The organism is Acinetobacter pittii ATCC 19004 = CIP 70.29 (assembly GCF_000369045.1).
In the GTDB taxonomy this organism is placed as follows: Bacteria; Pseudomonadota; Gammaproteobacteria; order Pseudomonadales; family Moraxellaceae; genus Acinetobacter; species Acinetobacter pittii.
Window position 1 is genome coordinate 654,575 of sequence record NZ_KB849790.1, and the last position, 12,387, is coordinate 666,961.

A 12,387-nucleotide genomic window follows, 5' to 3' on the forward strand; every position below is an offset into this window, starting at 1 on the left:
AAAGATAAATAATATTAGTTTTATATCTAATTATTTCATTGTTACTCAAATATCATGATTAAGTGAACTTATAATCCGATCATGTAAGGTTTATTAAAAACCCCACATTTAATCGATTATTTAAAGTAATTTAGGTCTTACCGTTTTTCTATTTCTACAGAAGAGGTCTAAGATGAATACTTTAAATATTAATGATATTAAAAAACACGCAGATGTTATTGCTTCATGTGGTACTAAAGTAGGTACTGTGGACCATCTCGATGGTGAAAACCAGTTAAAACTCACCCGAGACGAAAGTGGTCAACATCACCTCATCCCTACTGGGTGGATTGGGGAGGTAAAAGAAGACCAAGTTATTCTGAATAAAAACTCCGAAGAAGTTAAAGATCAATGGCAAGCGATCTAAACTTCTAAGCTAGCTAGTTTTAGCTAGATTAAAATAAAATAAATTTATAATTAAAAATTTAAATTATAAAAACCAAAGCTCCTTTTTATTAAGGAGCTTTTTTTATTCATCTCATATTTAAAATAAAAAAGCTTACTCTCGTGTTGTGTCAAATCTACCCAGTCTTTAACAGAGCTGCTTTTATCTCTACAAACCTTTTTGAGGCTCATTTTGTCCCTTAAGCACATGGTGATCGATTTTACTTAATGCTAAAAATTGTCCATTCGCATTAAATGAACAATTATGAATAGGGTGACTTATATGATCACAGGGAATCATCAGCTTAAAGCAAGAAAGGTACATTTCGATTTTACCGAATCTTCGGTCTGTTGGATGCCGAATGATCCTCTATGCTCGCATGTCGCCAATGGCATCAACATGCTCTTGCCCGCTGGTGAGTTTTGGTTTTGCCGTGTGTTTAATAAAACCCTTCCCTTGATTACCGATGAAACATTAAAACAAGAAGTGATTGGATTTGTCCGTCAAGAAGCTGCTCATGCACGTGCCCATGAAAAAGCACAAGACTTCTTACGTGAAAATGGTTACGACATTCAAGAAACACTCAACCGTGCCCATTTTGTTTTTAACATTTTGTTGGGTGACAAACCTTTAGGCATACCATTTTTAAAAGGCGAAAAGCTTGATGAATATTGGCTACTTTTCCGAGTAGGCGTGATTGCTGCAATCGAGCACTTTACGGGAACCATTGGTCAGTGGACGCTGGATAGTAAATCTTGGGACCAAGCTGACCCTGCTATGGCAGATTTGTTCCGTTGGCATTTGGCTGAAGAAGTTGAACATCGCTGTGTTGCTTACGATTTATTTGAGCACCTTTTAACAAACAAGTTTGGGTTTTATGTATCGCGCCAAGTGATTATGGCGGCGGTTTTCCCACTGTTTATTTACTTCCTTGCTGACTTTGCCCGTAGTTTAGGTAAGCAAGATTTAGAGCATGAAGATATTCAAAAATTGATGCGCCGTGGCTACTTCAAAATTATTCGAGAATTTGAAAAAACTGCGACTCGCTCAGACAACTTACCGACTATTAAATATTTGTGGAAAGCGACGTTAAGATGGGCTTCTCCAAAATTTAACCCAATTCATGAGGGAGACACCGAGCAAGCTCTAGCTTATATGGCTCGCTCGCCTGCAGTTCAATATTTTGAAGGAATGGCACAGGCTGCAAAACCTGTGTAATCAAGCTAAGCGCTTATTTCAATACAAAGTAAAGCCTCCTTTTTGGGAGGCTTTCTTTCGTTTAAGTGTTATCTAGACCGACACAGATTAAAAAGAAACAATCGAACTAGCGCGCTTTCATCAATGCTGTTTTTTTCAAAAAGTCGGAACATCGCCCCGTCAATCATGCATAAAAACATGTAAGCATCTTCAATCGAAGCCGTAGTTTTGACAGTTAAAAGTAGTTTATAAATTTCATTGATGAGCCAAGTTCGGTACTCAATCGTAACGCCATAGGCCTTGGGATAGACTCTTTTAATTTCAAACAATGCCTTAAAGGGTAAATGATATGGCCCTTCTAAACTCGCATGTAAAAAATAAATTTGCTTAAGTTTATCCAGCACCATGAGTTCATTGTAAGAATAGAGAATTGAAAACACTTTGTCTTTTAGCGTGTCTTTTTGGAAACTGATACACCTCTCGATTAGCCGTTCTTTTGAGTGAAAGGCATTATAAAAAGTGGCTTTGGAAACCTTGGCTTCACTAATAATTCGGTCAACACCGACCTTATGAAATCCATATTGATTAAATAACTCTTTTGCTACGTGAAGCACTTTTAATGCTTTAAAGGAGGATTGTAAATTTGGCATAAATATACCGCTTAAAATAATTTTTTGTTGTATGTAAATGAGATAGAAATGCCGTCACTCTTAAAATGAGTGCTAAAAACAGGCATGCAAAAGCCGCACAAAATGGCGTGCTGACCTATCTCAAGTTTTATAGTTGCTGTGTTTTAGATTCTTAAGGTGTAGAAAACCTAGAGTCGATTGAACCGTTTTATAGATTGCTCGAGTGGTATGAATAGAGAGACTTTGGCAAAAGCCAATAAAGAAGAAATAGTACGCATAGCGGACTCCTTTGGGTAATAAAGAAGTTTCGCCACATCACTGCTAAATGATTATGGTGGCGAAACGAAAAGGGGTTAGCAGACTGATTTACCCAAAAATCAGCACATCCGAAGATGTCCCCCTCCCGTTCTGAACTGCACCCCATAAGTTAGACTTTTAAAACTTATGAGGTGTGCTCTATGCCAATTCCGAAGCATTCAAAAGAGTTAAAATTAAAAGTCATTCAAGCTTATTTAGAGGGAAGTAAAGGATATAAAATCCTTTCACAAGAATTTAATGTAGATCTCCAAACCATCCGCTTATGGATTGAAAACTATAAGGCACAAGGTGAAGATGGCCTGAATGTTAAAACTAAAAAAACCTACTACTCTTCCGAATTTAAAATCAAGGCTGTACAAATGCTTCTTGATAAGATACCGGTAAGAGAAGTTAGAAGACGGTTAAATCTGAGCGGGACGTCAATTTTAAGAAGGTGGCTAGCTCAGTATCATAAAGAAGGGATTGCTGGGTTTAATACCACGAGGATTTATACCAATATGCTTAAACAAGATAAAACTAAAATAACCAAGTCTGTAAAAGATGACAAAGATAAATCTCAGCAGGAGCTCATTGATGAAGTGACCGCTTTACGAGCAGAGGTTGCCTTTTTAAAAAAGCTAAAAGCCTTAAAACTGAAGCAACGTACCTAAATTCAATTTCTACTGCAGACAGTGTTCAAGTTATTTCAGAATTAAGGCAAATTTATCCATTAAAGCTCTTACTCAGTATTGCCAAGATCGCTCGTAGTACTTATTTCTATCACATGAAAGCTGTACGCTCTAAGGATAAATATACTGAGTTAAAACAGCAGATCAAGTCCATATATCACAAGCATAAGGGATGCTATGGCTATCGTAGAATTACTCTTGCTCTGAAAAGTACAGGAATAATAATCAACCATAAATGTGTATATCGTCTTATGAAAACTATGGGACTTAAATCACGTATCAGAGCACTAAAATATCGCTCATATAAAAGTGGTTGTGTCGGGATGGTGGCCGATAACATTATGCAACGGCAATTTAAAGCGAACCGTCCCAACCAGAAATGGGCAACTGATGTGACGGAATTTAATGTTAACGGTGAAAAACTTTATCTATCACCAATTATAGATTTATTTAATGGGGAAATTATTACCTTCCGGATCCAACGTAAACTCAATTATGAGTTAGTGAAAGATATGCTCATTCATGCTTTAGCTAAACTTAAGCGACATGAGAAACCAATTCTCCATTCAGATCAAGGATGGCAATATCAAATGGCTCATTATCAACAGCAATTAAAGCAACATGGTTTAATTCAAAGTATGTCTCGTAAAGGAAATTGCTTAGATAATGCTGTAATAGAAAGCTTCTTTGGAATATTAAAATCGGAGTGCTTTCATGGTGAAAAATTTCAATCAACTGATGAGTTAGAGAAAACTATACGAGAGTACATTCATTATTATAATCATGAGAGAATCAAGGTGAAGCTACAAGGTTTATCCCCTGTACAATATAGAAACCAGTTTTTAAAAACTGCTTAACTAACTGTCCAACTTTATGGGGTCAGATCATTCCGCCGCAGAGGGAGACACGTAGGGATGCCCACAAAAAAGAGAGACTTTTTCGTGTGCGTTGGGTAAATACGGCCTGCTAAAACCGACTGGCAATGTGGCCAGCAGGCAAAGGATAATCGGAGGGGTTTTAGGTGTCAATGTGATATTGGCTACAAATAAAGCTTTAAAAACATGAATAAAAAGATTTATTAATACCTTAGAGAATGCTTTTATTTTTTTAGATCTTAAAATGTAAGTAAAACTTAAAAATGCACTTCGTTATATTAATTCATTAAGACGTTGAATACCGAGTTTTACGCCATAGCTACCTTCACTATCGTTATCAAGCCAACCACCATTAATTAAAGCTGGCACAGTCTTATTTATCACTTTACCAGCTAATAGTTTGGCATCATCCCTACTTAAATAGCCAACTGTTAAACCATTAATTTCAATTTTAACTGCGTTCTTGTCATAAGCATTAAAAGGTTCAGAGACAACTCTAGCCATTACTTCTACATATTTTGACTTTTCTTGCTTAGGCCCAGCAATCTTTCTTAAATTTGCTTGATAGGATTGCTCCCCAACAATATCAACCAAATAGACTATTGATCTTACACCAGTGAGATTTTTCTTCTTATGCTTTTTACTTAATATTAAAAATAAAACCAATAAGCCAAATACTCCCAATATCATTTCCATTCTTTTTCCTCTTATTATTTATAAAAAATATAAAACTAAAGATATTAAAAAGAGTAAACCAGAAATCAGCTTACTCTTTCATACCCTTATTTAATGACAATGATGGTCACCAGTTTTACTATTCGTATGACATCCTTTAGAGTTTGTACCCCCAGAATGAGCATTAACCTGAGTAACTGCTAAACCGATTAGACAAATGAATAAAAGTTTTTTCATGAGTTTATTTCCTTCAAGTCGGAATTATAATTGAGTTTTTATTGTACAAAATAAAATTATTAAGCTTTGATAAAACAGATGAGTGACTTATAAACTTTAGTCTAGTTTCTATTTATAACCATTTTGTTGAAATATCCCTTTAAAAAGATAAACCATGAAAATTTGTATTGTAGGCCCTTCTGGCGCTGGTAAAACAACTATCACTAAGAAATTAGCTGATGAATTAAAGATATCAACTTATGGGTTTGATGAAATCTACTGGAATATAAGTGGAACTGAGTTTGTAAAAAATTCCAAAGAAACGATTTCACAGGGTATTAAAGAAATCATCTTACAAGATAGCTGGATTGTAGAAGGAGCTTACGATAAACGCTTACTTCCATTACTTCTTGAATGCTCTTTAATTTTAAAAATGGAAGTTCCTTTTTATTTAAGAACAATAAGGCTTTTACAACGTTATTTAAAGTCTATAATTACACGCAAGAAACCCAAAGAAACTCTAAAAAATACATTAGAGTTGATTCAGTTTTCACATAGTTTTGATAAACGTTTAGAAAAATTTCTGAGTAGTAATGCTCAACTCTCTAAAAAGACTATTCCTTTTAATAACTTTTCAAAAGCTATAAATATTATTCAGACTACTTTTAAAAACAATTAATTCATTTATGAAATCATGATGAAAGAACGGAGGTGGATTGACAGACCAGTCATCTAGGAACTGGCACGCACTAAGCGTCCCGCCTCCGTTCTTTCGCAGAGAATAATGAGAGCGATTATATGTGTCAATGTGATATTAGGTGTATTTTTAAGATTTATTTTCTATTTTAATTGATAGATTATATTTGTTGATACACCGATAAAATGAATAATTAAATCCATCTTATCGGCTTGCTAGAATCGGTTTTTAAAACCTTATTTTTTATTGTTTAATATATTTTGGAAACTCTTTTAAAACCTTATGACAAAAGTGGCCCTGTGTATCCGCTTTCTTACGTTCTTCAAACTCCTTCATACCAAATTTCATAACCTCTCTACCGTATTTTTCACCAAGGTCATGTTTAGTACATTTTGCGGCAGCATCTTTTAACTCTTCTGAGTAATAGTGATAATTACAATCGAGCTGAGCACGGCTTAAAAAACCATGTAGCTCTACTGCTTTCTCACACTGTGTTTGCTCTAGAAGATTTCTAGACTCTTGAGCAGCATAAATTGATGTTGCTAAGAATAAAGTGAAAATCGTTACTAAAATATTACGCATTATTTCCCCGACAAAGTTATTAAAAGTATTAGTGATAATATTGCGGGCGTATTAAATAATAATTATTTATAAGTGTCTATTAATAATAAAGAAAATGGGATAACCCTCATCTCTTTTGAATATTTAATCACCTTAATAAAATTGGGTGATTAATTTTTATCAAGTGAATGATATTAAATTTGTTTTATAACCATCTTTAATATTATTCGAGTTATTCGAAAACAGAGTTTTAGTGATATTTAATCCATTTCTAATCTACTAAAACCCTTATTCATAACACTACGTTAAAACCCTAATTTCTTAAAGACAAAATAACCCACATGGCTTTCAAAGCTACCGTCATTTTGAATTTTGAAATATTTCTTCACAAGGTCAGATGAACCTTCCTGCAAATAACGTAAAGTTTTGATTTGATCTTCAGGCGTTTTCATTCGCTTTACCCAACTATCAAAGTCTAACGAAAGCGTTTGTTTATCTAACCCAACCAAATCAAAGCCTGCATCTTCGATAAAATAGACCCACTCTTTCACACTATAGTTTCGTACATGACTTGGGTCTCGAATAGTTTCGATGGTCTGTAAAAAAGTATCTAATATGGGCGAGCTAGAGCTAATAATGTCTACAAAAATAACAATACCATCAGGCTTAAGCACGCGGTTTACTTCTTTCATGGCAGTCGGAACATGCTGCCAGTGATGCGCAGAATAGCGGCTAATGACCACATCAAACTGCTGATCACTAAAAGGCATGTCCTCAGCAATGCCCTGCTGCACAAAGATATTTTTTAATTTGCGTTGGCTAGCCGTCTTAGACACGGTGTCTAACATTTCATGAGATAAATCGTAAGCAAAAACAAGGTCGGCGTGCGGAGCAACATTATAGGAAACATGCCCACCACCACAGCCTAAATCAAGGACTACAGCCTTTTCAATTTTCTGAATTTCATTAATAAATTTATTAAATTCAACCCCTTCAGAATGAGCTTGGCTATTTAAATAGTCGAGAGATTTATTTTGATATTGTTTTTGATTTATAACATGCTGGGTGATCATAACCTTGCTCCTCCTTTGTAATGGAATTACATTAAAGGAAAAGTTAGATAAAAAATAATGATTAGTTTTTCTTCAATTGATAAATAAAAGTTATTATTTGATTTGTTTTGATATGTCATGCCAGTTAATAAAAATAGATTTAAAGATTAATAAGAAATCCGCAAAGAGCACTGTTTAGTCACCCTTACTGAAACAGTGCTCTTTGCTCCATCCCAACCTCTATCCAGAAAGGTTCGATGCATAGAAATAGTGTATGTACCTTTGACTCAAAATGTTTCCTGTATTTTTTAAAATTTTTAAACATTCACAGCATAAAAATGAAGTATATTAATTTTTATCAGAAGATTCTTCTTTGGTTTATATTTTGAACAGAACAGAATACACACTAGATCGTATAGATCGGAAAATTTTATCTGCATTACGTGGAAATGGCCGTTTAACCGTTGCTCAACTGGCCGAAGAAGTAGGTCTTTCATCTTCTCCGTGCTGGACTCGACTGAAACGTCTGGAAACTTTAAAAATTATTGAAGGATATACGGTAAACGTAAACCAAAAAGCGATTGGCATTCACGAAGTCTTTTTTATTGAAATTACTTTAGAGCGCCACGATGACGAAATGCTAGAAAATTTCAGTGAAGCATTAGCAGATATACCTGAAGTAGTGGAAGCGCATCTCGTCACAGGTGACTACGATTATCTGGTTAAAGTAGCAGTCAAAGATGCTGACCATTACGAACGATTTTTAAGAAAAAAACTTTATTCAATTAAAGGAATACGCCACACCCGTTCGACCTTTGCCCTACGCCCTCTCAAATCTGCTAATACAGCCGATTTAATGTTAATTGAATAGAAGAGTTAAACACTTAGAGATAATTCCTTAATTTATTGATTTAAAAATCTTTATTAAGGGAAAACCTAGAAAATATAACAGATGATAGCTCTGTTATATTTTTTTTAAAAAATTCTGTATCTATGATTACAGCCTTCACTTCTTCAAAATGTAATTAATCTGAATTGGAGGCATCGCCATGAACATTTTGAAGAAAAAAAATAAAGCCAGTTTTGTATTCTTTATTATTACTCTCTACTCTTTTATTGGGTTTGGCTTAGGCTTCGTGATTTGGGAATACTTTTTAAAGGCCTAGTTTGCTAAAGAAGCATCAGCTCACCTCAGTAATAATTTCTGAAGTGATTTCTTTACTACGATGATATGCGGCTTTCATGGCTAAACGTATATCATCAGATACATTTCCTAGTTCAAACATTCTGAGCGCTGATTCGGTAATCCCGTTAGCCAAGGTCACCTTGCCACACAGATCCGCTGGCGGGACATTACTTTTACGGACCATTTCAACTGCACCACTTGCCGCTTGGAGTGCTAAATCTAGAGCAAATTGTTTATCAAGCCCTAAAGAAACCCCTGTCTTGATCATGCTGTCTAAAATATAGAAAAAGTAAGCAGGTCCCGAACCAGACAAAGCAATAATTGCGTCTGTCTGCGTTTCAGACGGCGCCCAAAAAGTCTGACCCGTTGCAGAGTACAGCATTTCAATTAGGTCTTTATCAAGCTGGTCCATTTGCTCTGAAGCAATAAGCACATGGGTCCCGGTATGCGTAAGCACTGGTGGATTTGAAATTACACGAACAATTTTTTTCGAACCCGTAAAACGAGTCAAGTTTGCAATATCTACTCCCGCCATCATAGAAACTATAATTTTACTAGCTAACCATTTTTTTAGCGGTATAAGTGTCTCTTTTAACTGTTTAGGCTCTAGTAGCAAAACAACAATTTCAGCTTTTTTTAGTCCATTTTCTTTTTGCTTCAAAGCATTTGTATCATTAATCTTTTTCTCTTCAATGAGGTGTATTTTTTCTTTTTGAAATCCTTTTAAAACCAACCCTCCTATTAACGCTAAAGCTAAATTACTACTGCCAATAAAACAAATATTAGGTTGTACTGCATTTAACATTTAAAATGTTTTCCTTTCTTAAGAGAGGTTTATAACAACAAATATTATCTATAATTTAATTATGTATATTGAATTAATGATGACCGTCTGAATAAAGAACCCACTTTAATAAAATATATTATTAAAGTGGGTTTTGTTTTATTCGCGCAATAAATAAAACAACTTTAGATTAAGCCTAATGTATTACTATTATTAGTAAATACCACTAAAAAAATGTTAATCTATGTAACATATACAAGAGTATTGTAAAAAATTCTGTAACGAATTTTATTAAGATTATATAAAGAATATCTATTACTTAATAAGAAAATCTTTAAACCAAAACAAGACACTGAAGTGTTCTAGTTCAAACAACTAAAGAGTTTCTTTCTTGTTCGCTAAAATTCTCTCGGCTTTTCTGATGGCCTGTTGTAAATCAATATCTTCGCACACCCAAAAGGTAAAAATTTTTCCAAATAGGTGGAAATGCTGTTTAACATACTGAGAGCTATTGTCCGAATAGTGCTCTTCTATCTTAAAAAAATCATTATGATTTTCTATCTTTTGACCGTCTAAAATACCGCCAATACAAATATCCATTTTAGTACCATACACCTAATTACTTATATTTTAAAAAAATTTAGAAGCACTTTAAGAGCATATTTTTATTCTGCTTTTTATTTTTAAAGATAAGTTTAATTAAAACTTATAAAAAACCCACAAGATAGAGTGGGTTTTTAAACTCTTCTAAAGCGCTTTAGCTTTAAACACATTCTATTTAAATAATATATTTAAAACAACTCTAGTCGCTCTATGAAGTTATGAATTCTGAAGAATCACAATATTTGAAGCTTGTGGGCCTTTTTTACCCTGTACTACAGTAAACTCAACACGTTGGCCTTCTAAGAGAACTTTAAAACCTTGTGTTTGAATATCGGTAAAATGAGCGAAAATATCCTTACCTTCATCAGCCGCAATAAAACCAAAACCTTTAGTTTCATTGAACCATTTTACTGTACCAGTAGAAGTAGACATATATTTATCCTAAATTTTAAAATATTATAACTTATTATTGGGGAAACCAATTTAACTAAAAAATAGACGTGAAAACTTAAATATCTGAATGAACCGAAGACTTATAAATAAAACTGCGAAATAGAAATTTATGATGACAAGAATATTTTGTTAGTTATGCTCGACTATACACGCTTCAAAATCATTTGCAATCGATATTCAAAATAATTAAAGCAACAAAAATTCTATGCCTCTTTATCCCTAATAAAACTTCTGTTCACCAGCAGGGCGGGTCTTAAAACGTCGGTGAAACCACATGTATTGTGTAGGGGCAATGCGAATTTGATTCTCAATAATCTTGTTTACCCTTTCAGCGTCACTGACTTCACAGCCACTCGGGAAGTTTTCTAATTTTGGCTCTACCAACACATGGTATTGAGGGTTACGAATATCACCACTACGGTAAAAATATAAAGGCACTGCAGCTGCTTTTGAGATATCCATCAGTCTGCGATGAGCTGTAACTGTAGCGGCTTGAATACCGAAAAATGATGCCATGACCCCTTGTTTTAGGCCAAAGTCCTGATCTGGGCTATACCATATTGCATGACCATGTTTAAGGTTTTGTATGAGTCCACGCATGTTGTCTCGAGCAATTTGGTTTTTATACACTCGCGCACGACTACGATGAATCAGAAAATCTAAAAACGGATTGTTTTGAGGTCGGTAAACCACGTCCATATTAAAGAATAAAGTACACGCCGCTCCACCTGCATCTAAAAGCGTACTGTGGGTACCTAATAAAAGTACGCCATTTTCCTGATTATTGGTTAAATTTTCTAAACCATCTATGTGAACACGACTTTTAAACCAATTTGGGCAATACCAAGCATTTAAAGCTTCAAATACACCCGTTAAAGTATCAACAAAAACCTGTTTAGCTTTTGCCTCAATTTGCAAAGGTGTTTTTTCTGGAAAACATGCTTGTAAATTACGTAATGTGGTTTTTCTTCGAGAACTTAAAGATTTCCACGCTATTTTTGATAGAAAGTCAGCAAGGCGCCATTGAATAGCCCAAGGTAACATCGCAAATAACATTAGAATAAAAGCTAAAAACCATATACCCCAATATTTAAACGTTAAAAAGGAAAATTGAAACTCGCCAGATTTAAACTGCCGTTCATTTTTCGTCATACTATAGGTTTCTTGAGGTATAGACTTAGCATACTAACATGCTCAATTTTTAACGTTGTGTGTTTATGTTGCTTTCACTTTTATAGTTTTATATGTCCTATTTATTTATATAAATCTATATTTTAAATATTTAATCTATTTAAGCCTTAAATATACATAACCTTCTGTATACATCGATTATTTTCTCATTTAAAGTAACCGCACAATCTTGCCTCAATTGATAAATAGGATATATCAGCGTGAGCGGTCTTTTAGTATTTATAACAATAGCATTTCTTACCCTATTAAGCCCAGGACCGGGAGTTTTATTTACTGTCACAAACTCAATTAACTATGGTGTTAAAACTGCTTTGTTTGGAATAAGTGGGTTAATTATTGGTATGTTTGTGATTGCTGTAATTTCTGCCAGCGGTGTAGGACTTGTTATTACCAGTAACCCTACTATTTTTACGGTTTTAAAGTTTATTGGTGCATTTTATCTAATGTATCTCGGATATAAAAACTTCACTAAAAAACTTGCAACGCAAGAGTTAATGACCGATCAACAAAAAGATAAAGCTGTAAGTAAATCTAAATTGTTTTATCAGGGCCTATTCGCATCTTTGCTTAATCCTAAAACAATCGTATTTTTTATCGCACTCTTCCCTCAATTTATTGATATCAAGAAAGAGATTTTAAATCAATTTTTAATTCTTTCTTTAACCTTCTGTTTTATTGGTTTTTTAATTCATTTAGTTTACGCAAACTTCTCTTCAATTTTTAAAGAGAAGATGTTGGCTGGAAATAATTTCTCGATTCTCAATAAAATTAGTGGTGCTATTTTCTTTCTACTTGCCATTTTACTTATCGCACAATAAAGCATTGCTCGACCTATTATTTGTTAAAAAGCCTTAACTC

The 12,387-nt window shown here is 34.1% G+C and carries 17 protein-coding genes; 8 read left to right on the plus strand and 9 right to left on the minus strand.

The features are described 5' to 3' along the window. Positions 1-172: 172 nt before the first annotated feature. Both F928_RS15640 and F928_RS15645 read left to right on the plus strand, forming a co-directional pair. A complete protein-coding gene (locus F928_RS15640; protein ID WP_002113991.1) occupies positions 173-406 on the plus strand; it encodes a DUF2171 domain-containing protein in 234 nt (77 codons plus the stop codon). Positions 407-706: 300 nt separating this feature from the next. Beyond that, positions 707-1,642 carry a metal-dependent hydrolase gene (locus tag F928_RS15645; RefSeq protein ID WP_005070210.1) on the plus strand — a complete coding sequence of 312 codons (936 nt, stop codon included), beginning with the start codon at positions 707-709 and terminating at the stop codon, positions 1,640-1,642. 68 nt (positions 1,643-1,710) lie between these two features. Here the strand turns inward: F928_RS15645 and F928_RS15650 are convergent, their stop codons facing one another. Continuing rightward, entirely contained in the window at positions 1,711-2,271 is a 561-nt protein-coding gene (locus tag F928_RS15650) for a TetR/AcrR family transcriptional regulator (RefSeq protein ID WP_005076867.1), read from the minus strand. A gap of 437 nt (positions 2,272-2,708) precedes the next feature. Here F928_RS15650 and F928_RS22780 point away from each other — a divergent pair, with 437 nt between their 5' ends. Both F928_RS22780 and F928_RS22785 read left to right on the plus strand, forming a co-directional pair. Beyond that, entirely contained in the window at positions 2,709-3,218 is a 510-nt protein-coding gene (locus tag F928_RS22780; protein WP_002120495.1) for a helix-turn-helix domain-containing protein, read from the plus strand. A 32-nt stretch (positions 3,219-3,250) separates the two neighbouring features. Continuing rightward, entirely contained in the window at positions 3,251-4,093 is an 843-nt protein-coding gene (locus F928_RS22785; protein WP_230445321.1) for an IS3 family transposase, read from the plus strand. 291 nt (positions 4,094-4,384) lie between these two features. On the opposite strand, the gene F928_RS15665 is transcribed toward F928_RS22785, so the two are convergent. Then, complete coding sequence (locus F928_RS15665; protein ID WP_005076869.1) at positions 4,385-4,807, minus strand: hypothetical protein; 423 nt, start codon at positions 4,805-4,807, stop codon at positions 4,385-4,387. Between the two features lie 90 nt (positions 4,808-4,897). Continuing rightward, complete coding sequence (locus F928_RS22790) at positions 4,898-5,023, minus strand: YHYH domain-containing protein (RefSeq protein WP_005076872.1); 126 nt, start codon at positions 5,021-5,023, stop codon at positions 4,898-4,900. Between the two features lie 154 nt (positions 5,024-5,177). Between F928_RS22790 and F928_RS15670 the strand changes: the two genes are divergently transcribed. Further along, entirely contained in the window at positions 5,178-5,681 is a 504-nt protein-coding gene (locus F928_RS15670; protein WP_005076875.1) for an AAA family ATPase, read from the plus strand. Positions 5,682-5,942: 261 nt separating this feature from the next. On the opposite strand, the gene F928_RS15675 is transcribed toward F928_RS15670, so the two are convergent. Next, positions 5,943-6,281: a hypothetical protein gene (locus F928_RS15675; protein ID WP_002117449.1), complete on the minus strand. Its 339-nt coding sequence runs from the start codon at positions 6,279-6,281 to the stop codon at positions 5,943-5,945. Positions 6,282-6,565: 284 nt separating this feature from the next. Beyond that, positions 6,566-7,333, minus strand: coding sequence for a class I SAM-dependent methyltransferase (gene yafE / locus F928_RS15680; protein ID WP_005076877.1), 768 nt, complete (start codon positions 7,331-7,333; stop codon positions 6,566-6,568). A gap of 364 nt (positions 7,334-7,697) precedes the next feature. Between yafE and F928_RS15685 the strand changes: the two genes are divergently transcribed. Together F928_RS15685 and F928_RS22145 are read left to right on the plus strand one after the other, a co-directional pair. Continuing rightward, complete coding sequence (locus F928_RS15685) at positions 7,698-8,183, plus strand: Lrp/AsnC family transcriptional regulator (RefSeq protein ID WP_031944142.1); 486 nt, start codon at positions 7,698-7,700, stop codon at positions 8,181-8,183. Between the two features lie 178 nt (positions 8,184-8,361). Continuing rightward, positions 8,362-8,478 (plus strand): hypothetical protein, encoded by a 117-nt coding sequence (locus F928_RS22145; RefSeq protein ID WP_002117441.1) that lies wholly within the window; start codon positions 8,362-8,364, stop codon positions 8,476-8,478. A 15-nt stretch (positions 8,479-8,493) separates the two neighbouring features. Here the strand turns inward: F928_RS22145 and F928_RS15690 are convergent, their stop codons facing one another. From F928_RS15690 to F928_RS15705, 4 genes are all read right to left on the minus strand, one after another. Next, complete coding sequence (locus F928_RS15690) at positions 8,494-9,303, minus strand: pyrroline-5-carboxylate reductase family protein (RefSeq protein WP_005076881.1); 810 nt, start codon at positions 9,301-9,303, stop codon at positions 8,494-8,496. A gap of 354 nt (positions 9,304-9,657) precedes the next feature. Continuing rightward, on the minus strand, positions 9,658-9,882 hold the full coding sequence (locus F928_RS15695) for a hypothetical protein (RefSeq protein ID WP_005076883.1): 225 nt from the start codon (positions 9,880-9,882) through the stop codon (positions 9,658-9,660). 219 nt (positions 9,883-10,101) lie between these two features. Continuing rightward, positions 10,102-10,317 carry a cold-shock protein gene (cspV, locus tag F928_RS15700; protein WP_005070223.1) on the minus strand — a complete coding sequence of 72 codons (216 nt, stop codon included), beginning with the start codon at positions 10,315-10,317 and terminating at the stop codon, positions 10,102-10,104. A gap of 240 nt (positions 10,318-10,557) precedes the next feature. Further along, complete coding sequence (locus F928_RS15705) at positions 10,558-11,490, minus strand: LpxL/LpxP family acyltransferase (protein WP_005076885.1); 933 nt, start codon at positions 11,488-11,490, stop codon at positions 10,558-10,560. Between the two features lie 239 nt (positions 11,491-11,729). On the opposite strand from F928_RS15705, the gene F928_RS15710 reads away from it, so the two are divergent. Then, positions 11,730-12,347: a LysE family translocator gene (locus F928_RS15710; RefSeq protein ID WP_005076886.1), complete on the plus strand. Its 618-nt coding sequence runs from the start codon at positions 11,730-11,732 to the stop codon at positions 12,345-12,347. Positions 12,348-12,387: the final 40 nt, after the last annotated feature.

Coding starts and splice junctions, on each gene's coding strand:
- F928_RS15640 (WP_002113991.1), top strand. CDS start 173: ATGAATACTTTAAATATTAATGATATTAAAAAACACGCAGATGTTATT.
- F928_RS15645 (WP_005070210.1), top strand. CDS start 707: ATGATCACAGGGAATCATCAGCTTAAAGCAAGAAAGGTACATTTCGAT.
- F928_RS15650 (WP_005076867.1), bottom strand. CDS start 2,271: ATGCCAAATTTACAATCCTCCTTTAAAGCATTAAAAGTGCTTCACGTA.
- F928_RS22780 (WP_002120495.1), top strand. CDS start 2,709: ATGCCAATTCCGAAGCATTCAAAAGAGTTAAAATTAAAAGTCATTCAA.
- F928_RS15665 (WP_005076869.1), bottom strand. CDS start 4,807: ATGGAAATGATATTGGGAGTATTTGGCTTATTGGTTTTATTTTTAATA.
- F928_RS22790 (WP_005076872.1), bottom strand. CDS start 5,023: ATGAAAAAACTTTTATTCATTTGTCTAATCGGTTTAGCAGTTACTCAG.
- F928_RS15670 (WP_005076875.1), top strand. CDS start 5,178: ATGAAAATTTGTATTGTAGGCCCTTCTGGCGCTGGTAAAACAACTATC.
- F928_RS15675 (WP_002117449.1), bottom strand. CDS start 6,281: ATGCGTAATATTTTAGTAACGATTTTCACTTTATTCTTAGCAACATCA.
- yafE (WP_005076877.1), bottom strand. CDS start 7,333: ATGATCACCCAGCATGTTATAAATCAAAAACAATATCAAAATAAATCT.
- F928_RS22145 (WP_002117441.1), top strand. CDS start 8,362: ATGAACATTTTGAAGAAAAAAAATAAAGCCAGTTTTGTATTCTTTATT.
- F928_RS15690 (WP_005076881.1), bottom strand. CDS start 9,303: ATGTTAAATGCAGTACAACCTAATATTTGTTTTATTGGCAGTAGTAAT.
- F928_RS15695 (WP_005076883.1), bottom strand. CDS start 9,882: ATGGATATTTGTATTGGCGGTATTTTAGACGGTCAAAAGATAGAAAAT.
- cspV (WP_005070223.1), bottom strand. CDS start 10,317: ATGTCTACTTCTACTGGTACAGTAAAATGGTTCAATGAAACTAAAGGT.
- F928_RS15705 (WP_005076885.1), bottom strand. CDS start 11,490: ATGACGAAAAATGAACGGCAGTTTAAATCTGGCGAGTTTCAATTTTCC.